This window comes from Streptomyces sp. NBC_00461 (assembly GCF_036013935.1).
GTDB lineage: Bacteria > Actinomycetota > Actinomycetes > Streptomycetales > Streptomycetaceae > Streptomyces.
In genome coordinates this window covers 9,754,082-9,779,036 of the sequence record NZ_CP107902.1, presented here as the reverse complement: position 1 = coordinate 9,779,036, position 24,955 = coordinate 9,754,082, and the positions used below count along the sequence as shown (strand labels likewise).

Here is a 24,955-nt window from a genome sequence, read left to right as displayed (position 1 = left end):
ATGAGCGTTCGCGTGCGTCGCGTATACGAACCGCCCGAGCCGGAGGACGGCGTCCGCGTCCTGGTCGACCGGCTGTGGCCGCGCGGCCTGTCCAAGGAGGCGGCGCGCGTGGAGGAATGGCCCAAGGCCCTCACTCCGTCGACCGAGTTGCGCCGCTGGTATCACGCGGGCGAGGGATCCTACGAGGAGTTCGCCGACCGTTACGAGGCCGAGCTGGACACTCCCGAGACGGCCGAACTCCTGCTCCATGTACGGGACTTGGCCGCCAAGGGGCCTGTGACGCTGCTGACCGCCGCCAAGGCCCCCGAGCAGAGTCACACCGCCGTGCCGATCCGACTGCTGGATTCGCCTTCCAGGTAGCTTGCGGTGACGGCCGACGCGGCTGCCATGATGCTGAGTTGGGGGTTCACCTCCGGGCAGCCGGGCAGGACGGAGGCGTCGACGACGAGGACTCCTTCGGCGCCCCGCAGCCGACCGCGGGCATCGGACGGCGCCCGCCCCGGGTCGCCGCCCGCGGCGACGGTGCCGGCCGGGTGGAAGGCCGACAGGTGCAGATCGCGTGGGGTGATCCCGGCGAGCAGCGCGTCGAGTTCGGCGAGGGTGCGGGCACGTGGTGCCCGTGGGACGCCGGTGAGGACCTCGTGGGCCCCGGCGGCGAACAGGATCCGGCCCATGGCCCGTACGGCCGTCATCAGCAGCTCGCCGTCCCGGGGGTCCAGGCTGTAGCGGACGAGCGTGCGGTCGCGGCCGAGGACCCGGCCCGCGGGCCGGTCGGCGATCATGGCGCCGAGGATCGCGAGCCGGTCGCCTCCCTCCAGTTCCCGGCGCAGGGAGCGTCCGAGGCCGGGCAGGACGAAGCTGCTCATGCCGGGCGGGCTCGCGGTCGCCTCGATCAGGATCCCGCGGTCGTGCAGTTCCTCGACGCCGACGCTCTGCAGGACGCCTTCCCAGGACGTGACCGGTTCGGTGAAGCGGCCTGCGACGCTGGTGGCCGGGTGGACGCTGAGGTTGCGGCCCAGGCGGGGGTGGGTGCCAAGGCCTGAGCGGCGCAGCAGCGGCGGGGTCTGCAGCGCCCCCGCGGCCGTGACGACGAGGGGGCTGAGGATCTCCAGCTCGCTGCCGTCCGCCCGGCGCGCCCGGATGCCCGCGGCCCGTGGCCGGCCCAGGCGGTCGTGGTCGGTCAGGATCCGCAGGACTCGTGCGCCGGTGACGATGCGGGCGCCGTGAGCGCACGCGTCGGGCAGGACGGACAGCTGGACGCTCTGCTTGGCACCGGTGGGACAGCCCACCACGCACTGGCAGGAGCCCTTGCAGCCTGGTGCGTTGCGGCGCAGCGGGCCGGCCCGCCAGCCGAGGTGCCCGGCACCGGCCAGCGCGAGCAGGCCGTTGGCGCCGAGCACGTCGAGCGGTTGGGTGGCGACGCGCAGGGTGCGTTCGATCTCGTCGAGGTGTGCGGGGAATCCGTCGGCGAGGTGGAAGCCGTTGCGGCTGCTCCAGCGGTCGAGGACATGGTCCGGAGTGCGGTAGCAGGTGCCGGAGTTGACGACGGTGGTGCCGCCGACGGCCCGTCCGACCGGCAGCAGCAGGGGCGGGACGCCCAGGGCCGCCGTCGCTCCGCCGTTCCGGTACAGGTCGGTGAAGCGCTCCAGCGGTGCGCGGCGGCCGAAGGACGCCGTGGTGTGGTGCTCGCCCTCCTCCAGCACCACGACGGCGAGCCCGGCGCGCGCGAGGGTGCGGGCCGCCACGGCTCCGCCGGCGCCGGACCCCACGACCACGGCGTCGGCGGTGGCACGCGCGGGCCACTCCTCGGCCGGGGTGCAGTCCAGGGGCGGATCGTCGGGCACTGCGGGTGTCCGCGCGGCCGGTGTCCGCTCGGTGGCCGCGGCGAGCAGCACGGGCACCTTGAGAAGGTCGAGGGCCGGTACGAGTCCGGGGCGCGCGGCGAGCGAGACGAGCACGCTCTCCCGCTCGTCCGGCGTGAGCGCGGCCAGGCGGCGACCGCTGTGCAGGACGGCGTAGGCGTCCACGGCGGTGGCGGCGACACGCACGCCGGTGCGTACGGGCGCGGGCAGCGCGGACAGGAAACCGTCGAGTCTGCCGGGCACGCGTGCGAGCCACTCCTCCTCCGAGGGGTGTCCGGTGTCGGCGAGCAGGGCGGCGACCAGTCCCTGCGCGCTCACCGCTCCCCCACCTCGGCGTGCGCGGTGCCGCGCAGCGTCCAGGAGGCCTCGGTGCGCCAGTGTCCCCACCAGCGCTCCAGCAGGATCTTCGCGTCGGCGCTCTCACTGTTGCGGCACACCGCGGGGGCGCCGTCCGGGTCGCGGTACTCCAGGGCGAGCGTGCGCTCGGCGGGCTGGGTGACCTCGACGCGGACCCGGCGCAGCAGGGTGCGGCCGGTGGCCGTCCAGTCGGGCAGTCCGATACGGGCGTGAAACCGGCCGATGCCGAGCAGGCCCACCGCGGAGCGCTCCGCCCGGCGCGGCCAGGTGCGGTCGCGGTGCCGCAGGCGCAGGAAGACGAGCGGTGGCAGCCGCCGCAGCACAGGCCGCGTCGACACCGCGGCGATCACCTCGAGTACGTCCGAGCCGCCCAGCTCCGCGTGCAGCCAGGCCCACCGTTGTGCGTTGCCGTGGCCGTGGATGCGGGCGGAGGCACCGGGGGCGCCGCGCAGGGCCAGCGTCCGTTTCCCGTCGCTGAACGTTCCGTCGTACGTGGCGCGGGCCGCGGGGAGCATGTGGGCGGCGGGGAGCAGGGGGCGCCGCCAGGACCAGCGGGGAAAGGTGAACAGGGGCTGTGCCAGCGGCTGTTCGGTGAGATCCCAGCGGAAGCCGCCGGCGCTTCCGGTCAGTCGCCCCGGGATCGCGGCGACGCCTTCGGCGGTGAATCCGTTCGTGGGGTTGTCCCAGGTGGTGGGCCCGAAGCGCACGTGCCGGACCTCCGCGTCGGGTGGGAAGGCGGCCGCCCAGCCGTGAGCCTGCGGCGCGGATCCGTCGGCGGGCGCGACCAGTTCGTGGTGCAGCCAGATGCCGGTGCCCGTGGCGGGGTCGGTGAGGGTGGTGTACCAGACCTCGGTGCGGCCGGGGCTGCCGTCCCAGCGCGGTGCGGTGTACCGGGCTGGGTCCTCCCGGCGGGGGAAGCGGAAGCTGAGGAGGAAGGGCGCCAGGCCTGTGGTGAGGGGGAAGCGGAGGCTGCCCGTTCCGATCCGCGCGCCGTCCTCGTACAGCGTGAAGGGCAGTACGGTCATCGACTTCACCGGGTGACGCGGGGTGAGTGACTTCCAGCCGTCCAGGGTGAGCCGGCGGCCGGCGGCGGTGAACGTCAGCCGGTAGCGGATGCGCCGGCGGGCCAGGGGCGAGATCTCCAACTCGCCGGTGGCGTCCGGGTCGTCGGTCAGTCCGGTGATGCGTACCCGGCCGCCGATCCGGGCCTCGGTCGTGCGGTGCGGCCGCAGGACCTGGTCGGCCTCGGCCCGCAGGTCGAGTCGGATACGGCGGACCGGGTCCCCGGCGTCGAGCCGGACCGTCCCGACCATGGTCTCCGTGAACGACGTGCCCCTCACGCGAGTCCCTCCAGCATGATCCGCTCGGTGTCGCGCAGATAGGTGTCCGCGGCGGAGTGTGCCCGTCGGCCGTCGCCCGAGGTCACCGCCTCCACCACCGGAGCGAGCCGCCGGTGCGCTGCCTCCGGGTCGGTGAACGGCCCGCGCAGGGCTGCGCGGACGGGGAGGTAGGCGTTGAAGAGGGTGTTGGTGAGCAGGACGTAGACACGGTTGCCGGTCGCCCGGGCGAGGGCGCGGTGCACCTCCACGTCGGCGAGCTGCACGGCGTCCCCTCCGTCCGCCTCCCGTACGGCCGCAAGGAGGCGGCGCAGTTCGGTGTACTGCTTGCGGTTGGCCCGCGCCGCGGCCCGTTCGGCGATCAACGCGCCCACGGACCGGCGTACTTCGAAGATCTCGCGCACCCATGTCGCGTCGTGCCGCACGAGCATCGGCAGCAGGTCCGCGCCGCCCAGCCGTGCGTAGTCGCGCACCTTGGTGCCGACGCCGTGCCGGGTCTCAAGGAGGCCGGCCTGCACCAGCCGGCCGAAGGCGTGCTTGAGGGTGGTGCGGGTGACGCCGTATCCGTCGGCCAGTTGGCGTTCCGGGGGCAGATAGCTGCCCGCCGGATGGCGTCCGTCCAGGATGTCCTCGCGCAGCCGGGTCTCCAGGACGTCCACGATCGTCTCGCGGGGCAGTGCCTCCACGGATGTCACCTCGCACGGAAAGGGGTGGATGAGTGGCTGAGCCACTGAACCAGTGCGCGGCGGCACCGGTCAATCCCCTTGCTGCGACCGGTTGTTCACACACCTGCGCCGCAGGGGCGGTCGGGTCGCCTTCCCCGACCGCCCCTGCGGCGCGCACGTGCGGAATCGGTCAGGCGGTCTGCTTCGCCGCCGCCCGTCCGGCCGCCCGGCCGGAGAAGAGGCAGCCGCCGAGGAAGGTGCCCTCCAGGGCGTTGTAGCCGTGGACGCCTCCGCCGCCGAAGCCGGCGACCTCGCCCGCCGCGTAGAGCCCCTCGATCGGGTCACCGTCGGCGTTCAGGGCGCGCGAGTCGAGGTCGGTCTGGATGCCGCCGAGGGTCTTGCGGGTGAGGACGTGGAGTTTGACGCCGATGAGCGGACCCGCCGCGGGGTCGAGGATGCGGTGCGGGGTGGCGACGCGGCCGAGGCGGTCGCCGATGTAGCGGCGGGCGTTGCGGATGCCCTGGACCTGGGAGTCCTTGCTGTACGGGTTGGCGATCTGCAGGTCGCGGGCCTCGATCTGGCGGCGCAGCTCGGCCGCGTCGAGCAGGGGCTTGTCCGTCAACTCGTTCATCTTCGTGACGAGTTGCTCCAGGGTGGGCGCGGTCACGAAGTCGGCGCCCTTGCGCAGGAACGCGTCGACCGGGCCCGGGGCGCCCTTGCCGAGCAGACGGTCGCGCAGGACCGCGCCCTTGTCCTTGGCGGTGATGTCGGGGTTCTGCTCGGAGCCCGACAGCGCGAACTCCTTCTCGATGATCTTCTGGGTGAGGATGAACCAGGAGTGGTCGTGGCCGGCGATGTCCTCGGTGGTGCGCAGGTGCTTGAGGGTGCTGAGGGTGTCGTAGCCGGGCAGGCACGGGTCGGGCAGGCGGCGGCCGAGGGCGTCGAACCACAGTGAGGACGGTCCGGGAAGGATGCGGATGCCGTGGCCGGGCCAGATCGGGTCCCAGTTCTGCACACCCTCGGTGTAGTGCCACATGCGGTCGCGGTTGACCAGCCGTACGCCCGCCTCGGCGCTGATGTCGAGCATGCGGCCGTCGACGTACGCGGGCACGCCCGTGACCATCTCGGCGGGCGGGGTGCCCAGGCGCGCCGGCCAGTAGCGGCGGACGATGTCGTGGTTGGCGCCGATGCCGCCGGTGGTCACGACGACGGCCTGCGCGGTGAGTTCGAACTCGCCGATCCGGTCGCGGTTGGAGGAGATGCCTCGGGGGGCGTTGTCCTGGGCGAGGACCGTGCCGTGCACCCCGCGCGCCGCGCCCTCCTCGATGACCAGCTCGTCGACCTGGTGGCGGTGGTAGAAGGTGAGCAGCCCGTCGCGTGCGGCCTGCTTGGCGTGGTCGACGAACGGCTCCACGACACCCGTGCCGGTGCCCCAGGTGACATGGAAGCGGGGAACGGAGTTGCCGTGTCCGTCCGCGCGCAGGTCGCCGCGCTCGGCCCAGCCGACGGTGGGCAGGAACTTGATGCCGTGGCTCTCCAGCCAGGCACGCTTCTCCCCCGCCGCGAACTCGACGTAGGCACGCGCCCAGCGCACCGCCCAGGAGTCCTCGTCGTCGATCCGGTCGAACTGTGCGCTGCCCTGCCAGTCGCTCCAGGCCAGGTCGAAGGAGTCCTTGATGCCGAGGCGGCGCTGCTCCGGGGAGTCGACGAGGAACAGGCCGCCGAAGGACCAGAACGCCTGCCCGCCGAGGTTGGCGGCGTTCTCCTGGTCGACCAGCGCGACCCTCCGGCCCTGGCTGGTGAGCTCGTGGGCGGCGACCAGGCCCGCGAGGCCCGCTCCGACGACGATGACGTCCGCGTCCATGTCGAGGATTCCTTTTCTTGTCGGGGTCTTGCCGGGGTCGTTCGGGGTCTGGTCGGGCTCTATCGGAGGTTGCCGCTGCCGTCGGTCAGCAGCGCGGTGAGCAGTTGTTTGAGCCAGGCGCGCGCGCCGTCGACGTCCCTGTCCAGCAGCAGTTGGGTGGTGACACCGTCGTACGCGGCGACCACGGCGTGGGCCGCGCCGTCCATGTCACCGAGCACGGCGGGCGGTTCGGCGAAGCCCCCCGCGCGGGCGAGCCGGTCCGCGATCGCCCCGCGCAGTCGCGCCCGGTGCTCCAGCAGCGTCTCGGCGACCTGTGGATCGCGGGCGGCGTGCACCAGGAAGTCCGTCTTCACCAGGAGCCAGTCCAGATCGAGGAGCAGCACCTCGGTGACGCGGTCGACCGCGGCCGGCACGTCGAGGTCCGGCCCGTCCTGGGCGAGCGCTCCGGCCACCTGGTCCGCGATCAGGTCGGCGCGCTGCCGGTAGAGGGCGAAGAACAGCTCGTCCAGGCTGTCGAAGTTGGAGTAGAAGGCGCCCCTGCTGTAGCCGGCGGCCTCGCAGACCTCCTCGATCGAGACCCGCCCGAAGCCCTTGGCCGCGAACACGGCGAAGGCGGCGTCGAGGAGATTGGCGCGCGTGCGGACCCGGCGCCGGGTGACCCGCCGCACCGTCTCTCCAGCAACCATGAGCCCTCCGTTCGATACGGGAATGTATCCGATACATCGATGTATCGAAAGCTCTCCGACATTAATAGGAACACACTTTCGAATAAGGAGTACGCTGGATCCATGACCACGCACCTCCAGGGCTCGCTCTTCGACCAGACCGACCAGCTGCGTCTCGGCTCCCTCGACGGGATCCGCCGGACCCCGCTCGGCCTCGGCGCCTGGATCGACGTGCTGCCCGGATGGCTCGCCGGCTCGGACAGCCTGTTCGAACAGCTGGCCGCCGAGGTTCCGTGGCACGCCGAACGACGCACGATGTACGACCAGGTCATCGACGTACCGCGGCTGCTCGCGTACTACCGAGCGGGCGACGCGCTCCCGCACCCGGCGCTGGACGAGGCCCGCCGCGCGCTGTCCGCGCACTACACCGAGGAGCTGGGCGAGCCGTTCACCACGGCCGGGCTCTGCTACTACCGCGACGGACGGGACAGTGTCGCCTGGCACGGGGACCGGACCGGACGGGGCGCCCGCGAGGACACGATGGTCGCCATCCTCTCGGTGGGCGCGCCACGCGATCTGCTGTTGCGTCCCGCGCGGGGCGGCGACAGTGTGCGACGCCCGCTGGGGCACGGCGACCTCATCGTGATGGGGGGCTCCTGCCAGCGGACCTGGGAGCACTGCGTACCGAAGACCGCACGCGCCGCGGGGCCGCGCATCAGCATCCAGTTCCGCCCGCACGGCGTGCAGTGAGGCGGAGAGGCGGCCGCTTCGGCTGCACGCAGGGGGCTGCCTCCGGCGGACGGTGCCGGAGGCAGCCCTACCGCAGGTCGGGACCGCCCGCAGATTGGCGCGGACCCGCCGGTTCCGGTGCGGGCCGGGTCTGCTTTGCTGGTGCGGTCGGGCAGGGACCTCACCACACGGGGCAATCATGCGGGCAGACGTGCGGCAAGTCGCCGACGGCATTCATCTGGTGCACGGCAGCAACACCAACTGGGTGATCCTCACCGAGGGTGACGAGATCACCCTGATCGACACCGGCTACCTCGGGGACCGGGAGCAGGTGCTCGCGTCCCTGGCGACGGTGGGCGGTTCACCGGAGGCGGTCGCGGCGGTGCTGATCACGCACGCGCACAACGACCACCTGGGCTCAGCCGAGTACCTGCGCAGCACCTACGGCACGCCCGTGTACCTCCACGAGGCCGAAGTGCCGCACGCGCGCCGGGAGTTCCTGCACCAGGTGACCGTCGGGCAGGTAATGCGGAACAGCTGGCGGCCCGGTGTGCTGCCCTGGTCGGTGCACGCCCTCCGCTCCGGCGGCACGGCCCATGTGCCGGTCGCGGCCCCGGAGGTATTCCCGACGACGGGCCCGCTGGATCTGCCGGGCCGGCCGGTGCCGGTGCACACGCCCGGCCACACCGACGGGCACGCCGCCTTCCACCTTCCGCACGCCGGGGTGCTGATCTCGGGCGACGCCCTGGCCAGCGCCCACCCCACCTCGCGGGTCAAGGGGCCGCAGCTGCTGCCCGACATGTTCCACCACCAGCGCGAACGTGCCGTTGCCTCACTGGACGTACTGGCCGCCCTGGACGGCGACCTGCTGCTTCCCGGACACGGCCCCGCACACCGCGGTCCAGTGGGTGAAGCGGCACTTCAGGCCAAGGAGCGCGCCCTCTAAGGTGAGGTGACGATCACCGGCGAGGCAAGGAAACGCGAGCCATGGCACTGCAGATCAGCGCGACGAACCCGGAGCATCCCGCGCTCCTGCTGGCCCTGCCCTGGCAGCTCCCGCTGGAGGAGTGGCCCGACGAATACCTGGTCCCCCTGCCGCGCGGTATATCCCGCCACGTCGTGCGCTACGCCCGCGCCGGGGACGAGGTCATCGCCGTCAAGGAACTCGCCGAGCGGCCCGCGCTGCGCGAGTACGAGCTGCTGCGCGACCTGGACCGGCTCGGCATACCCGCAGTGGATCCGCTGGCCGTGGTCACCGGGCGGGCCGACGAGGAGGGCGCCCCGCTGGAACCGGTGCTGATCACCCGGCATCTGCGCGGGTCGCAGCCGTACCGCTCGATGTTCGAGACGACCATGCGCCCGGCCACCATGCACCGTCTCATGGACGCGCTGGCCGTGCTGCTGGTGCGCCTGCACCTCGCCGGATTCGCCTGGGGCGACTGCTCGCTGTCCAACACCCTCTTCCGACGCGACGCGGGCGCCTACGCCGCCTACCTCGTGGACGCCGAGACAGGCGACCTGCACCCCCGGCTCAGCGGCGGACAGCGCGAGTACGACCTCGACCTCGCCCGGGTGAACATCAGCGGCGAACTCCTCGACCTGGAGGCGTCCGGAGCACTGCACCCGTCCGTGGATCCGGTCGAGTTCGGCATGGAGATCTGCGCACGCTACGGCGGCCTGTGGGAGGAGCTGACCCGCACCTCCGTGTACCCGGCCGGCAAGCACCACTACATAGAGCGCCGGATCCGCCGCCTCAACGAACTCGGATTCGACGTGGCCGAGATGCAGATCCAGCACTCCTCCAACGGCGACACCGTCACCTTCGTGCCCAAGGTCGTCGACGCCGGCCACCACCAGCGTCAACTGCTGCGCCTGACCGGCCTGGACACCGAGGAGAACCAGGCCCGGCGGCTCCTCAACGACCTGGAGAGCTGGATGGCCACCCAGGACGACTACGCGCCCGGCGACCCCCTCGCCGCCCGCCCCGAGGTGCTGGCCCACCGATGGGTGCGGGACGTCTTCCGGCCCACCGTGAGGGCCGTCCCCCTGGAACTGCGCGGCACGATGGACGCGGCGGAGATCTACCACGAGCTGCTGGAGCACCGTTGGTACCTGTCGGAGCGGGCGCAGCACGACATCGGGCTGGACACGGCCGTCGAGGACTACATCAACAGCATCCTCCCGACGGCTCGCGACACGCTGCTGCCCATGACCGGCGAGTGACTCAGGTGTGCGGGACCACGGCCACGGGGCAAGTCGCGTGGTGCAGGACCCCGTGCGCCACCGAGCCGATGCGCGCGCCCACCGCCGTACGGCGCGCGCGTCGGCCGACGACCATCAGCTGGGCCCGCCCGGTCATCGACAGCAGCACCTGACCCGCGCTGCCGATCTCCACGTGCTCGACCACGGGCACGTCGGGGAACCGCTCCCGCCACGGCTGCAGGGCCGCGGCGAGTGCCTTCCTCTCGAAGGGCTCCAGTCCTCCGGCCTCGTCGAGGAGGCGCATCGAACCGGGGCTGTAGGCGAACACCGGCGGCAGCGTCCAGGCCCGCACCGCCCGCACGGTGGCGCCCCGGGCGGCCGCCGTCTCGAACGCGAACCGCAAGGTCTCGGCGCTGTCATCCGGCTCGCCCTGCTGGCCGACGACGACCTCACGGCCGCCGGCCTCGGCCGCGGGCTGGTCGCCGGCGCGCACGAGCACCACCGGCCGTGCCGCCTCGGCGATCACCTGCTGGCCGACGGAACCGAGCAGGAAACCGACGACGGGCCCGTGCCCGCGCGAGCCGAGCACCAGCAGCTCCGCCTCCGCGGCCGCGGCCAGCAGTGTCCCGACCGGCTCACCCGTCACGACATCGGTGGTGACGTCGAGGTCCGGATGCCGCCCGGTGACGCCGCGGACCACCTCGTCCAGCCCGTCCCGCACCCACCCGGCCTGCGTGTCCGGGTCGGCCGCGTCGATCCCCTCGTACGGCTGGAAGCTCCAGGCCTGCACCACCCTCAGCGCCAGCCCCAGGCGCACCGCCTCCCTGGCTGCCCAGTCCAGTGCGGCGATGCTCTCCTCGGTTCCGTCGACCCCTGCGGTGATCGGGCGCGTCATGCGGCTGCCTCCAGTGTCGTGGCCACGTCCATCGCAGCCAGTCTTCACCACCCCGTCCCCGCGACCTCGCAAGGGGAGCAAGGACGAGCCACCGACCGGCGGCCCGCCGTATACCGGAGCGAAGCGGGACGATCGAACATACGATGGGCGGGAGCCGGCGCGGTGGCTGCCCTTGCGACAGGACTCGCCGTGCCGTCGGCCCGACCACTCGGGGTGGGAGACGTATGGCACAGGCGTCCGACGCAGCGCGGACCGTGATCATGACCGTGGACGACGACCCGGGAGTGTCCCGTGCGGTCGCCCGGGACCTGCGACGCCGCTACGGCGAGTCGTACCGGATCGTGCGCGCGGAGTCCGGCGAGTCCGCGCTGGACGCGCTGCGGGAGCTGAAGCTGCGCGGTGATCTCGTGGCCGTGATCCTCGCCGACTACCGCATGCCGCAGATGAACGGCATCGAGTTCCTGGAACAGGCCCTGGACGTGTATCCGGGGGCCCGGCGCGTGCTTCTGACCGCGTACGCCGACACCAGTGCGGCGATCGACGCGATAAACGTCGTCGACCTGGACCACTACCTGCTCAAGCCCTGGGACCCGCCGGAGGAGAAGCTCTACCCCGTCCTGGACGATCTGCTGGAAGCCTGGCGCTGCAGCGACTTCCGGCCGGTGCCCAGCACCAAGGTCGTCGGACACCGCTGGTCGGCGCGCTCCTCGGACGTACGGGAGTTCCTCGCGCGCAACCAGGTGCCGTACCGCTGGTACTCGGCGGACGAGCCGGAGGGCAGGCGGCTGCTGGCGGCGGCCGGGCAGGACGGGCAGCGGCTGCCGCTCGTGATCACCCCGGACGGGACGCCCCTGGTCGAGCCGGAGGCGCCCGAGCTGGCCTCGCGGGTGGGCCTGGCGACGACTCCGGCCGCGGACTTCTACGACCTCGTCGTCATCGGCGGCGGGCCGGCCGGGCTCGGTGCCGCGGTGTACGGGGCGTCGGAGGGGTTGCGGACCGTGCTCGTGGAGCGCTCGGCGACCGGCGGGCAGGCGGGCCAGAGCTCGCGGATCGAGAACTACCTGGGCTTCCCGGACGGGGTGTCGGGCGCCCAGCTCACCGACCGTGCGCGGCGGCAGGCGGCGAGGTTCGGCGCCGAGATCCTCTCCGCACGGGAGGTGACGGGACTGGAGGCCAACGGGGCCGCGCGGACGGTGCGGTTCTCGGACGGCTCGGCGGTCGCCGCGCACAGTGTGATCCTCGCGACCGGGGTGTCGTACCGGCAGTTGGAGGCGCCCGGCTGCAACGACCTGACCGGCTGCGGGGTGTTCTACGGCTCGGCCCTCACGGAGGCGGCCTCCTGCCAGGGGCAGGACGTGTACATCGTGGGCGGCGCCAACTCGGCCGGGCAGGCGGCGATGTACCTGGCCCGGGGCGCCAAGTCGGTCACGCTGCTGGTGCGCGGGGCGGACCTGTCCGCGTCGATGTCGCACTACCTGATCCAGCAGATCAACGAGACGCCCAACATCTCCGTGCGTGCCCGCACGGTCGTCGAGTCCGCGCACGGCTCCGACCACCTGGAGCAGCTCACCCTGCGCGATGTGGACAGCGGGCGGACCGAACTCGTCGACGCGCAGTGGATGTTCGTGTTCATCGGCGCGGCCCCGCTGACCCACTGGCTGGACGGGACGGTGCTGCGGGACGACCACGGGTTCATCCTGGCCGGACCCGACCTCACGCCGGACGGGCGGCCGCCGGCGGAGTGGGAACTGGACCGGCCGCCGTACCACCTGGAGACCAACATTCCCGGCGTGTTCGTGGCGGGCGACGCACGCGCCGAGTCCGCCAAACGCGTCGCGTCCGCCGTCGGAGAGGGAGCCATGGCCGTGATGCTCGTCCACCGGTATCTGGAGCAGTCGTGAGCGGGGAGCCGGCGCCCTGCAGCCCGCAGGAGATCGGATCGCTGTTCCTGTTCGAGAAACTGACCCCTGAGCAGAAGGGGCGGCTGTGCAGCGAGGGGAGGGTGGAGCGGTACGAGGCGGGGCCCGTGTACACCGAGGGCGAGCCCGCCACCTGCTTCTACGTGATGATCGAGGGCACCGTCGTGCTGTCCCGGCGGGTCGGCGGCGACGACGTGGAGGTGACCCGCACCTCACAGCGCGGGGTGTACGCGGGGGCCATGCAGGCCTACATCGCGGAGGACCGGGTAAGGCAGGTCTACAACAACTCCATGCGTGTCACGGAGCCGACGCGGTTCTTCGTGCTGCCCGCCGACACGTTCGCGGCCATCATGCAGGAGTGGTTCCCGATGGCGGTCCATCTCCTGGAGGGGCTGTTCTTCGGTTCGAAGAGCACCCAGCGGGCCGTCGGCCAGCGTGAACGACTGCTGGCGCTCGGCTCGTTGTCCGCCGGGCTCACGCACGAGCTCAACAACCCGGCCGCGGCGGCCGTACGGGCCACCTCCACGCTGCGGGAGCGGGTCGGCAAGATGCGGCACAAGCTCGCGGTCATCGCCCAGGGCTCCTATCCCCCCGAAGTCATGGCCAACCTCATCGACATCCAGGAGCGCACGGCCGAACGCGTCGCCAAAGCGCCCACGTTGAGCCCCCTGGAGGCGTCGGACCGGGAGGACACGGTCACCGACTGGCTGGACGACCACGACATCCAGGAGGGCTGGCGGATCGCGCCCACCTTCGTGCAGGCCGGTCTCGACGTGGACTGGCTGGACCAGATCGCGGCGGCCGTGGACGCGGAGATCCTGCCGAACGCGATCGGCTGGCTCAACTACACCGTCGAGACCGAGCTGTTGATGGACGAGATCAACGACTCGACCAACCGTATCTCGCATCTGGTCGACGCCGCCAAGCAGTACTCACAGCTCGACCGCGCCCCGTACCAGCACTCCGACGTCCACGAACTCCTCGACAGCACCCTGCTGATGCTGGGAGCCAAGATCGGCCCGCGGATCGAGGTCGTCAAGGACTACGACCGTACGCTCCCGAAGATCCCCGCCTACCCGGCGGAGCTCAACCAGGTGTGGACCAACCTGATCGACAACGCCGTCTCGGCGATCAACAGCACCGGTGAGAAAGGCACGTTGACGGTGCGGACGGCGCTGGAGCCCGACCGGCTGCTGGTGGAGTTCCGTGACACCGGGCCCGGTGTGCCCAAGGACATCCGGGACCGCATCTTCGACCCCTTCTTCACCACCAAGCCGGTGGGCGAGGGCACCGGGCTCGGCCTGGACATCTCCTGGCGGATCGTCGTCAACAAGCACCACGGCACCCTCCAGGTCGAGTCCGAGCCCGGGAACACCCGTTTCCAGGTCCTTCTTCCGCTCACCGCCACGGACGACGACCCGCCTGAGGAGCCTGCATGACCAGCGACAACGGAATCGACACCAGCGTCCCGCCGAGCGGCAGCGGTTGCGTCGAGTGCGACGCGGTCGGCGGCTGGTGGTTCCATCTGCGGCGCTGTGCGCAGTGCGGTCACATCGGCTGCTGCGACGACTCCCCCGCCAAGCACGCCACCGCGCACTACCGGGCCACCGGCCACCCGGTGATCCGCAGTTACGAGCCGGGCGAGCGCTGGTTCTGGAACTTCGACACCAGTGAGCTCTACGAATCCGGGCCCGGCCTCGCTCCGCCGGAGAGCCATCCCGCGGACCAGCCCGCACCGGGGCCGGCGGGACGAGTGCCGGCGAACTGGACGGAGACGCTGCGCTGAGGCCCTGACCTCCGCTGGCCCCGGCCGCGCTGTCAGTGCCGCGTGCCAGGATGGATCCGTGCCGCAGACGCTGTTCACCACGCCGCTCATCGGCCGGGACGACGAGATCGCCCGGCTCGCCACGCTGCTGGAGCGCGCCCGCGGCGGCGAGGCCCGGGCCGTGCTGCTCGCCGGGGACGCCGGCGTGGGCAAGACCCGGGTGCTGGACGAGGTCGCCGGACGGGCCGCCCGGGCCGGGATGACGGTCCTCACCGGTCACTGCGTGGACCTCGGTGACGTGGGGCTGCCGTATCTGCCCTTCACCGAGGTGCTGGGTGTGCTGGCCGCAGACGAGCGGTTCGCGGACGTCCTGGCACGGCACCCGGTGGTGGACCGGCTGCTGGGCGCGGGTTCCGACGCCACGCGGGACGACGGGGGCCCCGCCCCGCACCGGGACAGTGGGGGCGGGCGGCTGCGGCTGTTCGAGGGCGTGGCGGGGCTGCTGGCCGATCTGGCGGAGATCGCTCCGCTGCTCCTGGTCCTGGAGGATCTGCACTGGGCCGACCAGTCCTCACGGGATCTGCTGCGGTTCCTGCTCAGCCGCGGCATCCTGCAGCGGCCCGCGGGCGGTGCGCCCACCCACCGGCTCGCGGTGTTCGCCTCCTACCGCGCGGACGATCTGCACCGCCGCCATCCGCTGCGCCCCCTCCTGGCCGAGCTGGTGCGGCTCCCCGCGGTGGAGCGGCTGGAGCTGCGGCCCATGGCCGACGCGGAGGTGACCCGGCTGGTGCGCGCGCTGCAGGACCGTCCGCTGCCGGAGGCCACGGTCCGCGGAATCGTCGCGCGCGCCGAGGGCAACGCCTTCTACGCGGAGGAACTGCTGGCGGCCACGGACACGGAGGCGGGGGGTCTGCCCAGCGGCCTTGCCGACGTCCTCCTCATTCGCATCGAGCAGCTGTCCGACACCGCCCAGCAGGTACTGCGCACGGCCGCCGTCGCCGGCCGGCGCGTCGAGCACGACGTGCTGCGCGAGGCGGTCGGGCTCCCCGAGGACGAGCTGGAGGCGGCGCTGCGCGAGGCGATCGGCCGGCAGCTGCTGATCCCCGGGCACGCGGACACGTATGCCTTCCGGCACGCCCTGGCCCGGGAGGCGGTCTACGCGGACCTGCTGCCGGGGGAACGGGCGCGGCTGCACGGCGCGTTCGCCCGCCTGCTCGCGGGACGCGGGCACCCGGCCGAGAGCGCGGCCGAGCGCGCCCACCACTACCGCGAGAGCCACGACCTGGCCGAGGCGCTCGCCGCCTCGCTGGAGGCGGCCGGGTACGCCGGCCGGGTGGGCGCGCCCGCCGAGGAGCTGCGGCATCTGGAGACCGCCCTCGACCTGTGGGAGTCGGTGGACCCGGCGGCCCGGCCCTCGGGGGAAGGCGTCGACCGGGTGACGCTCACCCTGCGCGCCTCGGCGGCGGCCGCGCACGCCGGTGACTCGCACCGTGCGGTGTCCCTCACCAGGGCCGCGCTCGCGAGCATCGGCCAGGACGCCGACTCCGAGCTCGCCGCCCGGGTCCGCTACACCCTGGCCGGCAATCTGATGAGCGTCGACAGTCTGACGGCCGCGTTCGGCTACAGCAGCGAGGCGCTCGACCTGATCCCTGCCGAGCCGCCGACCCGGACCTGGGTGTGGGCGGCCGCCACGCACGTGATCGCCGCCCGCCACATCGGGGAGAACGAGACGGCGCTGCGGGTCGCCCGCCAGGCCCTGCGCGTCGCCGAGCAGCTGCGGGTCGCGGACGCGCAGGCCGACCTCCTGGTCTCGCTGGCCATCCTGGAGGGCGGCGGGCGGCGCACCGCCGAGGGCCGTGAGCGGCTGAAGGAGGCCCGCGAGCTGGCCCGGCAGGCGGGGAACGCACCGGTGGAGATGCGTGCCCTGTTCAATCTCGCCGTCGGCTGCTTCGAGTCCGGTGACCTCGACGGCTGTCTGCCGTGGGTTGCCGAGGGCCTGGACCGCGCCCGCCGGGCCGGGCTGCTGTCGTCGCCGTATCCGCTGGAGATGCGCTATCTGCAGCTGCTGGTGCTGTACACGCTGGGCCGCTGGGACGAGTGCCTGCGGACGGCGGCGGACGATGTGGCCGTGCTGCCTTCGGCGGGCGCGTACGCCATGGGTCCCGCGCTGTATGTGGCGCTGGCCCGCGGTGACCTGGGCGCGATGGAGCGGGCCCGGGTTCTGCTGGAGGGCCCGTTCGACTGGATGGCCACCATGGTCGCGGGTATCGCGCTGACCGAGGCCGCCGTGCTGCGGGGTGAGCCGGAGGAGGCCGTGGAGCGGACTCGGGCCACGGTGGAGGCGCTGACCGACGAGACGGGCCATCGCCCCGACCTCTCGGTTCGGCTGGCGGCCCTCGCACTGTCGGCGGTCGCCGACGCGGCCGTGGACCTTCGCTCGGCCGGCGGCACGTCCGACCGCTGGAAGGACACCGCGGACGAACTGGTCGAGCTGGCCCGGGAGACGGCCGTGCGCGGCGAGGACGGCACTCCCCAGGGCCCGGAGGGGCTGGCCTGGCTGGCCCGCGCCGAGGCGGAGTGGCTGCGGGCGGTGTCCGGGCCGGACGCGGCGGCCTGGGAGAAGGCGGTCACGGCGTTCGGCTACGGCGATGTGTACGAGCGGGTGCGCTGCCAAGTGCGTTTCGTGGACGCCCTGTTGGCGGGCGAGCGGCGCACGGAGGCGGCCGCCCAGGCACGCGAGGCGCATGCGGTGGCCGAGCGGCTCGGCGCGGCGCCCCTGCTGGAGCGGCTGGACGGCCTGATACGCCGCGGCCGCCTCGCCGACGCCCCGTCGTCGGGCGGGGAGCGCCCCTCGCCGCTCACCGCCCGCGAGCAGGAGGTGCTGCGGCTGCTCGCCCGTGGCCGCAGCAACCGGCAGATCGGCGAGGCGTTGTTCATCACCGGCAAGACGGCGAGCGTCCACGTCTCCAACATCCTGGCCAAGCTGGGTGCTTCGAGCCGTACGGAGGCCGTGGCCATCGCCTACCGGGAGGGGCTGATCGCGCCGGAGCCGACGGCATCGGGCTGACCTCGGCCGCCGGCGTGTTGCCGGGCGGTGCAGTCGAGGCTCTTGAGGTCGACGGCGTCGGCCATGGCCTGCATGCCCTTGTCGTTGGGGTGCAGATGGTCCCCGCCGTCGAAGACGGGGAGGATGCGCTCGGGGTCGTAGGGGCTGCGGAGGATGTGGTCGAAGTCGGTGACGGCGTCGAACTCGTCGCTGCCGCGGATGAATTCGTTGACGTCCCGGCGGACCGTCTCGCCGGCCGGATCCCATTCCGACCAGCCCTTGAACGGGGCGACGGTGGCGGCGACGACACACTTGCCGACGGCGTGGACCCGCTCGGCGATCTCCCGGTAGCCGGTTATCAGGTCCTGGGCGGTGACTCCCGTATGGGCCTTGATGTCGTTGACACCCTCGAAGAGGAAGACGGTACGTACGCCGGGCTGGGAGAGGACGTCGCGCTGAAGACGGTTCAGGGCGCTCTGGCCGCCGCCGTCGTCCGCCAGGACCTTGTTGCCGGAGATCCCCTCGTTCGCCACGCCCTTGACGTCGCCGTCGGCGGTCCGCAGCCGGCGGGCGAGGTAGTCGGGCCAGCGGCGGTCCAGGTCAGTGGTGGACTGCCAGCCGTCGGTGATGGAGTCGCCGAGAGCGACGACGGCCGCGGTGCCCGCGGGCGGACGTACGGAGACGGCGTCCAGGTAGAACCAGGAGCCGATCGCCTCCGTCCAGTGGGCGGCGCTCTCCTCGGCGGTGTGGTCGCCCTGGGTCGTGTAGGACGTCTGCATGGCCATCCAGTGACCGGTCGCGGGGCCTGCCGCGTCCGGAGTGTGGATGCTCACCACCAGGTCGGTGGCGGCGGGGGTTCGACCTGGCAGGGCGTCGCTGAGGGCGACGGCGCCCGCGGGGACGGTGACGGAGCGGGCGCCGCCGAAGGTCAGCCGGCGGTTGCTGCCGGGGACCAGTGCGGCGCCCTGCTGCCGGATGCCGGCGTAGGCACTGTCGAAGGTCACCGGCCGGTCCCCGAAGGCGTTGGAGAGCCGGATCCGCAGGCCGCTGCCCGCCGCGCTGGTGCGGACGATCAGCCGGTAGCCGCGGTCGGCGGCCGAGTCGCCCATGCGGTCGGCGCTCGCGCCCCAGGTGACGACGGAGCGGTGGTCCTCGGGCGCTCCCACGACGGTGAACTCGGGCTGCTCGCCGGACGCGTGCACCGGCGTGGCCTGGAAGGCACCGGCCAGCAGCAGAAGCGCGCCGAGGCGGCCGGCTCGGGCGAGGCGGGCCCTCACCGGGCGAGGTCCTTCAGCGTGACGGAGCCGCCGGGGGCCAGGGTCACGGACCGTGAGGCGTCGCCGTACGCCACTGTCGTGGTACGGCCGCCGACGCTGCGGATACGTGCCTCGGTCGGTTTGCCGTCCTTCCAGTGCAGGTCGACGACGAAGCCGCCGCGGGCCCCGATGCCCTTCGCCGAGCCCGACTTCGCCCAGGCGTCGGGGAGCGCCGGCAGCAGTTCGAGGTGACCCGGGCGGGAGTACAGGAGCATCTCGATCACGGCCGCGGGGGTGCCGAAGTTGGCGTCGATCTGGAAGACGCCGTTGCCCTTGCCCAGTTCGTAGATGTCGAAGAGGTTGGCGGCCGTGCCGTTGCTGCCGTCGGTCGAGGGGCGGAGGTTGTTGACGATCAGCTGGTACGCGTTGTCGGCGTTCTTCAGGCGGGCCCAGCACAGGCTGCGCCAGGCGTTGGCCCAGCCGAAGCTCTCCATGCCGCGCGCGGTGAGCAGGGCGGTGGCGCCGGCCACGATGTCGGCCGGGGTGGAGCCGTCGGGGCGGATGCGGTCGCCCGGGAAGAGACCGACGAGCGGGGACAGGTGCCGGTGGGTGGTTTCACCGAGGTTGTCGGGGGACATCCACTCCTCCAGCCAGCCGGTCTTCGGGCTCACCTGCGGGAGATACAGCTGTTTGCGGAGGCCGGAAACGGTAGCCGCGTAGGCATTGTCCCACTGCAGTTCGGCTGCCGCAGTGCAGTAGTTGCCGAACAGCGCCCACACCAGTTCCTGGGCGTAGGTGATGCCCTTGGCGTGGAGGGGACCCTGCTCCGGTGACCAGTCACTGTCGGCGATCAGCACCTCGCGCGTGGTGCCCGGGAGGGTGGTGGTGAGCAGTCGTGCCTCCCAGAACTCGCAGGCGCCCTTGAGCAGTGGGTAGATCTTCTTCAGGTGGGAGCGTGACCCCGTGAACTCGTAGTGCTCCCACAGGGTGTTGCACAGCCAGGCGTTGCCCGCGGGATGCCACCACCAGCCGCCCCCGCCATAGGGGTTGGTGGAGATGGCGACCGTCCAGCCGGCGTTCTTGCCGCTGGAGTTGCGGTAGCGGTTGCGGGAGTCGTTGAACAGGCGGCGGGTCAGGTCGGTCCAGGAGGGGACCTGGGCGACGCAGTAGTCGGTGAACGCGTCGAAGCACGTGGAGACGCCGGCCCGGTCGGCCATCCAGTAGTTCATCTGGATGTTGATGTCGGTGTGGTAATCGCCCATCCAGGCCGGATCGTTGCCGTCGAGCCAGAGCCCCTGGAGTCCCAGCGGCAGGCTGCCGCGCGACCCGGAGATCATCAGGTACCGGCCGAACTGCACGTAGGCGGCTTCGAGTTCGGGGTCGGGGTCGCCGGTCGCCGTCCGTGCCTTGATCCGCTCCCAGGTGTCCAGGGAGCGTTGCCCGGCGGACGACGTGCCCAGTGAGAGGTCGAACGTCTGGAACAGGGCGCGATGGTCGGCGGCATGGGTGCGCAGCAGGGTGTCCGCCGAGTGGGTGGCGGCGTCGCGGACCTTGGTGCGCGCCAGCTTCTTCGGGTCGAGGGTGGGGTCGCGGTAGCCCCTGGCCGCGTCCGGCGCGTAGTTGGTGCCGCCGCTCACCACCACGGTGAGGTCCTTGCAGCCGGCGAAGGCGATGTGCGAGCCGCTGACCGTGACGCGGCCTCCGGTGCCGTACGCGGTGACGGCTGCTCCGTACTTCAGGCCGTTGGGGAAGGCGGCGCCGAAGGCGACCGAGGCGCCCTCGTCGTGCATGCCCTCCAGCGTGATCGTGCCGGTGTGGCGACCGCCCCCGCTCTGTGTGAAGTGCAGGACGATCACGTCGTCCGGGCGGCTGGCGAAGATCTGCCGCCGGTAGGTGACGCCCGAGCGGACGTACGACGTGGTGACCAGGCCCTGCCCGAGGTCGAGGGTGCGACGGTAGCCGGAGACCCTGCGGAGGTCGTGGTCGGGGAGGTCGACGGTGAGCCGGCCGAGCAGGGTGAGGGAACCGAAGTCGTCGCGCTCGTAGGGGAACTGGCCGTCTGCGTCCAGCTCGTCGTTGAGGCCGCCGGTCCACAGGGTGGCGTCGGTGAGGAGGAGGAGTTCACGGCCGGGGTCGTTGCCCGCGAGGGCGCCGAGGCGGCCGTTGCCGACCGGAAGCCCCTGTTCGATCATGGAGCTGTCGTCGGCGGGGGCCTGCCACCAGAGCGTGTGGGACGAACTGCTGTCCTGCGAGGCCGGGTTGTCGGGCCGCTGCGGTGCGGCGGAGGCAGTGAAGGCGGGGAGAGCGGCCAGGGCCGCTCCGGTCGTCGCGGCGAGGGCGATGAGGTTGCGTCTGGGCAGCAGGTGGGACGGATCGGTGTTCACGGCGGCTCCTGGAGGGCGTTCAGGACGACTTCGGTACGTCGATCCGGTCGATGTCCGGCGCGTAGCCGTTGCCGCTGTCGAAGGTGATCGTGTTGGAGCCGGCCTTGAGGGTCAGCGGCACGCTGACCGTTTCGGCCGTTCCCCAGTCGCCGGTGGAGGGGAACTTGTGGCTGGTGGCGCCACCTCCGTTGGCCGAGACACCGGCCGAGCGGGCGTCACCGCTGACGTAGGCGATCCTCACCTGGTAGGTGCCGGCCCTGGGGACGACGACGTCCTTGAAGGTGAGCTTGCCGCCGAGGTAGAGGTTGCCGACCTTCTTGCCGCCGGAGCAGGTGGAGCAGTCGGCGACGGAGGCGTTGCCGGCGAGGGTGTTGGCCGGCGATTCGGCCTCGTAGCCGGTGAAGGCGAGCGCCTGGCCGTGCGGGGTCACGGTGAACAGGCGGGAACCGTGAGCGGGCAGGGCCTGGGTGACCTTGTCCTGGTGGGTGCCGAGGTTCTCGTGGTTCCACAGGTCGCGGACGGCGGCCTTGCCGGTGAAGCCGAGGGAGGCCCAGGAGGCCGAGACGGCGGCGGGTGAGTCGGCGAGATTGAACAGGGCGACGGTGTAGCTGCCGTCGGGGTTCTTCGCGGCCCACACCTGCTGCGGGTCGGAGGGGGTGAGGGGCCGTGCGGGCGGGGTGCTGCCCTGGTTGACGGCGATGACCTCCTTGTTGGTGAGCAGGGACAGACCGTAGGAGTCGAGGCGGGTGAGGTCGTCGCCGGTGTAGAGCGGGGACTTGGCGATGGCCCACAGGGTGGCGTAGCTCTGTCGTTCAGCTCGGGTGAGGCCGTCCATGGCGCCGTTGCCGACGTCGAGGGAGTCGAGGTCGTTCCAGCCGCCGGGGCCGGCGTGGCGGGTCCAGCCGGGTGCGTCGTCCCAGCGGTCGTCGACGGAGTTCTCCCAGCTGACGAGGGTGTTGCAGTAGCACTCGACGTCTGTGTCGATGCGCCAGCCCTGCGCGTACTTCTTCCAGTCGGTGGCGTGTCCGATGTCGAGGGACCAGGACAGTTCGAGGTGGACGGGGCGGCCGGTGGCGGCGATCGCCTTGTTCCAGGCGGCCACGTCGGCAACGTTGTCGTACTGGTCGCCGCTCTTTCCGGAGCCCGGTCCGACGCCGTCGAGCTTGAGGAAGTCATAGCCCCAGCCGGCGATCAACTGGGCCTGTGAATCTATGTACTTCTGCGTACAGGGGCGGGAGAAGTCGAGCTTGTAGGAGCTGTCCCAGCCGTTGGTGGTGCGCAGGTCGCCGTAGACGACGTCGGCGGTGGTGCAGCCGTCGGCGTTCCAGACGGGCGCCCTTCCGCCGCCGTACGCCTCCTTCTCCAGGCCGGCGGGCAGGTAGATGCCGGCCTTGAGGCCCTTGCTGTGGATGCGGTCGGCGACGGCTTTCATGCCGCTGGGGAAGCGCTTCGGGTCGGCCTTCTGCCTGCCGTACCGGTCGTACTCGGGCTTCCACGTGTTGTCGCGCCACCAGCCGGCGTCGATGTTGACGTACTCGTAGCCGTACTTCTTCAGTTTGGCGGCCAGGGCGCCGGTCTGCTTGGTGACGTTCGCCTCGGTGAGGTAGCTGTAGTCGCCGTCGGGGTTCAGGCCGGGGTATTTGGACGACTGCATGCTCCAACTCGACCAGCCCATGTAGGGCTTGGCCGCGACGGCAGGGTCGGCGGCAGGCGCGGCGGACTCGGTGGACCGGGTGGTCCCCGTGGACTCGGCGTGGGCTGCGGGGGCGGCCGTGACGGCACCGGCGGCGAGGGCCAGGACCACCGCGGCTCTCAGGGTGCGTGCGGGCATGACGGAGTACGAGGATGACCGCATGGGTCGTACCTCCAGGGGGAGTTGGTTCAGCGGCTCGATGGTGGGTCGTCGGGGGCGATGAAGGACTGGATCGCGGTGGCCGCGGCCCCGCGGGCCCATTCCTCGAAGGGGAGCGGGCGGGTCTGTACGTCGCAGTCGGCGGCGGAGCCGAAGGCGGCCGCGGCGAAGGTGTCGCGGATCTGCTCGGCGAACAGGTCGTAGGCGGCGAGCCCCTCGCCGGAGATGATCACGCGTTCCGGGCCGAGCAGGTTGGCCACGGTGGCGATGCCCCGGCCGATCGCCTCGCCCGCCCTCGCGTAGGCCTCGCGGGCTCCGGCGACTCCTCGGTGGGCCAGTGCCACGGCCTCGGCGGTGTCGGCGACCTCGATGCCGGTGGTCTCGCGGATCCGGCGGACGATCGCGGCGTCCCCCGCGATCGCCTCCACACAGCCGCGGTTGCCGCAGTGGCAGGCAGGCCCCGCCGGGTCGACGGTCACATGGCCGATCTCACCTGCCACGCCGTGCGCACCGGCGATCACCCGGCCGTGCACCACGAGGCCGCAGCCGATGCCGGCGCCGACCGTCACCACGGCGAAGTCGGACAATCCCACGCCGGCCCCGAACCACTGCTCGGCGACGGTCAGGGCGCGTACGTCGTTGTCGACGGTGACCGGCAACCCCGTGGTCTTGGCGGCGAGTTCGGCGAGCGGTACGTCCCGCCAGTCCAGGAACGGCGAATAGCGAACGGCGCCCTCGGTGCGGTCGACGTCGCCGGAGACGGCGACGCCGAGGCCGAGGACGGGGGCGCCGAAGTCCTCGGCCTCGGCGAGCAGTTCGTGCACCAGCTCCGCCAGCGGGGCCAGCACGGCCTCGGTCGACCGGTCCGTCAGCGGGACGCGCCGGTCGAGGCGGATACGGCAGCACAGGTCGGTCAGCACTCCGATGAGCTCGCCGCCGGTGACCTTGACGCCGATGAACAGCGCTCGCCCGCCGTCGACGCGCACCAGGCTCGCGGGCCGCCCGAGGGCGGGGGGCGCCTCCTCGTCGGCGGCCTCCACCAGATAGCCGGCCGCCAGCAGGGGACGGACCGCCTTGGTGACGGCGGCCGGGGACAGCCCGGCGCGCCGGGCAACCTCCAGCCGGGTGAGGGGCCCCTGGGACAGAACCGTGGTGAAGATCTGCGAGGCGGCCGGCGTGTGGGCCGGGAACGTCTCGACAGGCGAAGTGGATCGCATGGCCGGGAACCTAGGTGCCTTATTTTCCGCTGTCAATGAAAGAGACAGGAATCGCCTGAAGGTTGACTGTGAGGTTTCCGTGGCCTTCAAATGACGGGTGAGGTGAGGCGGTTGACATCTGATCCAGCCGCGCCAGCGCCGGCGTGCACAATCGCACGTATGACGACGATCGACTGGCGCGAGCTGACCCACGCCTTCGGCTCGGCCGCGGACATACCCGGGCTCTTCGCCCTTCTCGGGGGCAGCGAGGACGACGTGGTGTGGTGCGACCTGTGGCCCGCGCTGTGCCATCAGGGGTCCGTGTACGACGCGAGCTGGGCGTCGCTTTCGACGCCGGCGGACGTCGCGCGGGGCCGCGCTCCGGGCGAGCCCTTCCAGGCCGTGATTCTGGCGGGGGCGATCACCTCCTACGAGGCCGATCCGCGTCGTGAGCTGCACGGCCGCGCGATCGGCGAACTGCGCGACGTGGCCCGCGAGATGCTGGCAGTGCCGGGTCGTCCGGCGCCGGTCTTCGTGAATCTCCTCCAGTCCCTCCTCGCCTTCGAGGGCGTCGGCGTATGGCCGGAGGCGCTGGCGGGGGTGAACAGCGAGGAGTTCGAGCTGGAGTGCCCGTCGTGCGAGGAGGGGCTGTACGTGGCGTTCGGTGGCTACGGAACGTTCGTGTCGGCCGAGGACTACGTGAGCGGGACGGACGGCCAGGCCGCCGGGGACCGCGGGGAGTTGACGCCGATGCCGGTCGAGCGGCTGTCGGCGCTGGGCGCGAGGCTGCACGGCGAGGCGGCCTCGGCGGGACAGACGGAGGTGGCCCGGGCCCTGACGTATGTCTTCGGCGAGGGGCGCTGCCCTTCCTGCGACACCGTGTTCTCGGTGGCGCAGGAAGTGGAGAAGCAGTGGGTCTGAAGCAGAAGGCCTGAGCCGGGCACCCCGCTGTACGGGGTGC

At 72.1% G+C, this 24,955-nt stretch carries 19 protein-coding genes; 9 read left to right on the top strand and 10 right to left on the bottom strand.

Annotated elements, in window-relative coordinates; all coding sequences use genetic code 11:
- Complete coding sequence (locus OG870_RS45195; RefSeq protein WP_266842009.1) at nt 1-360, top strand: DUF488 domain-containing protein; 360 nt, start codon at nt 1-3, stop codon at nt 358-360.
- On the opposite strand, the gene OG870_RS45190 is transcribed toward OG870_RS45195, so the two are convergent.
- The 5 genes from OG870_RS45190 to OG870_RS45170 all read right to left on the bottom strand — a co-directional run bounded on the left by OG870_RS45190 (nt 315) and on the right by OG870_RS45170 (nt 6,771).
- The gene (locus OG870_RS45190) at nt 315-2,180 is read right to left on the bottom strand and encodes a GMC family oxidoreductase (protein ID WP_327692172.1); all 1,866 of its coding nucleotides are present in this window, start codon (nt 2,178-2,180) and stop codon (nt 315-317) included. The genes OG870_RS45195 and OG870_RS45190 overlap by 46 nt on opposite strands.
- Nucleotides 2,177-3,559 (bottom strand): hypothetical protein, encoded by a 1,383-nt coding sequence (locus OG870_RS45185; RefSeq protein ID WP_266587775.1) that lies wholly within the window; start codon nt 3,557-3,559, stop codon nt 2,177-2,179. Before OG870_RS45185 ends, OG870_RS45190 begins: the two co-directional genes overlap by 4 nt.
- Nucleotides 3,556-4,242, bottom strand: a complete 687-nt coding sequence (locus OG870_RS45180; protein WP_327692171.1) for a FadR/GntR family transcriptional regulator — start codon at nt 4,240-4,242, stop codon at nt 3,556-3,558. Before OG870_RS45180 ends, OG870_RS45185 begins: the two co-directional genes overlap by 4 nt.
- 169 nt (nt 4,243-4,411) lie before the next feature.
- Nucleotides 4,412-6,085, bottom strand: coding sequence for an FAD-binding dehydrogenase (locus OG870_RS45175; protein ID WP_266531721.1), 1,674 nt, complete (start codon nt 6,083-6,085; stop codon nt 4,412-4,414).
- A gap of 59 nt (nt 6,086-6,144) precedes the next feature.
- A complete protein-coding gene (locus tag OG870_RS45170; RefSeq protein ID WP_327692170.1) occupies nt 6,145-6,771 on the bottom strand; it encodes a TetR/AcrR family transcriptional regulator in 627 nt (208 codons plus the stop codon).
- A gap of 102 nt (nt 6,772-6,873) precedes the next feature.
- Here OG870_RS45170 and OG870_RS45165 point away from each other — a divergent pair, with 102 nt between their 5' ends.
- The 3 genes from OG870_RS45165 to OG870_RS45155 all read left to right on the top strand — a co-directional run bounded on the left by OG870_RS45165 (nt 6,874) and on the right by OG870_RS45155 (nt 9,702).
- Nucleotides 6,874-7,500, top strand: a complete 627-nt coding sequence (locus tag OG870_RS45165; RefSeq protein ID WP_266531717.1) for an alpha-ketoglutarate-dependent dioxygenase AlkB — start codon at nt 6,874-6,876, stop codon at nt 7,498-7,500.
- Nucleotides 7,501-7,678: 178 nt separating this feature from the next.
- On the top strand, nt 7,679-8,425 hold the full coding sequence (locus OG870_RS45160; protein ID WP_266842002.1) for an MBL fold metallo-hydrolase: 747 nt from the start codon (nt 7,679-7,681) through the stop codon (nt 8,423-8,425).
- 41 nt (nt 8,426-8,466) lie between these two features.
- Nucleotides 8,467-9,702 carry a DUF4032 domain-containing protein gene (locus OG870_RS45155; protein WP_266531710.1) on the top strand — a complete coding sequence of 412 codons (1,236 nt, stop codon included), beginning with the start codon at nt 8,467-8,469 and terminating at the stop codon, nt 9,700-9,702.
- A 1-nt stretch (nt 9,703) separates the two neighbouring features.
- Here OG870_RS45155 and OG870_RS45150 read toward each other — a convergent pair whose 3' ends face one another.
- Entirely contained in the window at nt 9,704-10,576 is an 873-nt protein-coding gene (locus tag OG870_RS45150) for a universal stress protein (protein ID WP_327692169.1), read from the bottom strand.
- 224 nt (nt 10,577-10,800) lie between these two features.
- Between OG870_RS45150 and OG870_RS45145 the strand changes: the two genes are divergently transcribed.
- From OG870_RS45145 to OG870_RS45130, 4 genes are read left to right on the top strand one after another with little or no spacing between them, the layout of a single operon-like run.
- Nucleotides 10,801-12,477 carry an FAD-dependent oxidoreductase gene (locus OG870_RS45145; RefSeq protein WP_266587769.1) on the top strand — a complete coding sequence of 559 codons (1,677 nt, stop codon included), beginning with the start codon at nt 10,801-10,803 and terminating at the stop codon, nt 12,475-12,477.
- Nucleotides 12,474-13,934, top strand: a complete 1,461-nt coding sequence (locus tag OG870_RS45140) for an ATP-binding protein (protein ID WP_266841999.1) — start codon at nt 12,474-12,476, stop codon at nt 13,932-13,934. Before OG870_RS45145 ends, OG870_RS45140 begins: the two co-directional genes overlap by 4 nt.
- Entirely contained in the window at nt 13,931-14,281 is a 351-nt protein-coding gene (locus OG870_RS45135) for a UBP-type zinc finger domain-containing protein (RefSeq protein ID WP_266531701.1), read from the top strand. Before OG870_RS45140 ends, OG870_RS45135 begins: the two co-directional genes overlap by 4 nt.
- A gap of 58 nt (nt 14,282-14,339) precedes the next feature.
- The gene (locus tag OG870_RS45130) at nt 14,340-17,327 is read left to right on the top strand and encodes a helix-turn-helix transcriptional regulator (RefSeq protein WP_327692168.1); all 2,988 of its coding nucleotides are present in this window, start codon (nt 14,340-14,342) and stop codon (nt 17,325-17,327) included.
- Here the strand turns inward: OG870_RS45130 and OG870_RS45125 are convergent.
- The 4 genes from OG870_RS45125 to OG870_RS45110 are packed head-to-tail and all read right to left on the bottom strand — an operon-like array spanning nt 17,282 to nt 24,015.
- On the bottom strand, nt 17,282-18,583 hold the full coding sequence (locus OG870_RS45125; protein WP_327692167.1) for an SGNH/GDSL hydrolase family protein: 1,302 nt from the start codon (nt 18,581-18,583) through the stop codon (nt 17,282-17,284). The genes OG870_RS45130 and OG870_RS45125 overlap by 46 nt on opposite strands.
- A complete protein-coding gene (locus tag OG870_RS45120; protein WP_327692166.1) occupies nt 18,580-20,946 on the bottom strand; it encodes a glycosyl hydrolase family 95 catalytic domain-containing protein in 2,367 nt (788 codons plus the stop codon). The genes OG870_RS45125 and OG870_RS45120 overlap by 4 nt, the downstream gene beginning before the upstream one ends.
- A 19-nt stretch (nt 20,947-20,965) precedes the next feature.
- Complete coding sequence (locus OG870_RS45115) at nt 20,966-22,801, bottom strand: alpha-galactosidase D (protein WP_327692165.1); 1,836 nt, start codon at nt 22,799-22,801, stop codon at nt 20,966-20,968.
- Between the two features lie 26 nt (nt 22,802-22,827).
- Nucleotides 22,828-24,015, bottom strand: a complete 1,188-nt coding sequence (locus tag OG870_RS45110; protein WP_266531691.1) for an ROK family transcriptional regulator — start codon at nt 24,013-24,015, stop codon at nt 22,828-22,830.
- A gap of 159 nt (nt 24,016-24,174) precedes the next feature.
- Between OG870_RS45110 and OG870_RS45105 the strand changes: the two genes are divergently transcribed.
- A complete protein-coding gene (locus OG870_RS45105) occupies nt 24,175-24,915 on the top strand; it encodes a hypothetical protein (RefSeq protein ID WP_327692164.1) in 741 nt (246 codons plus the stop codon).
- Nucleotides 24,916-24,955: the final 40 nt, after the last annotated feature.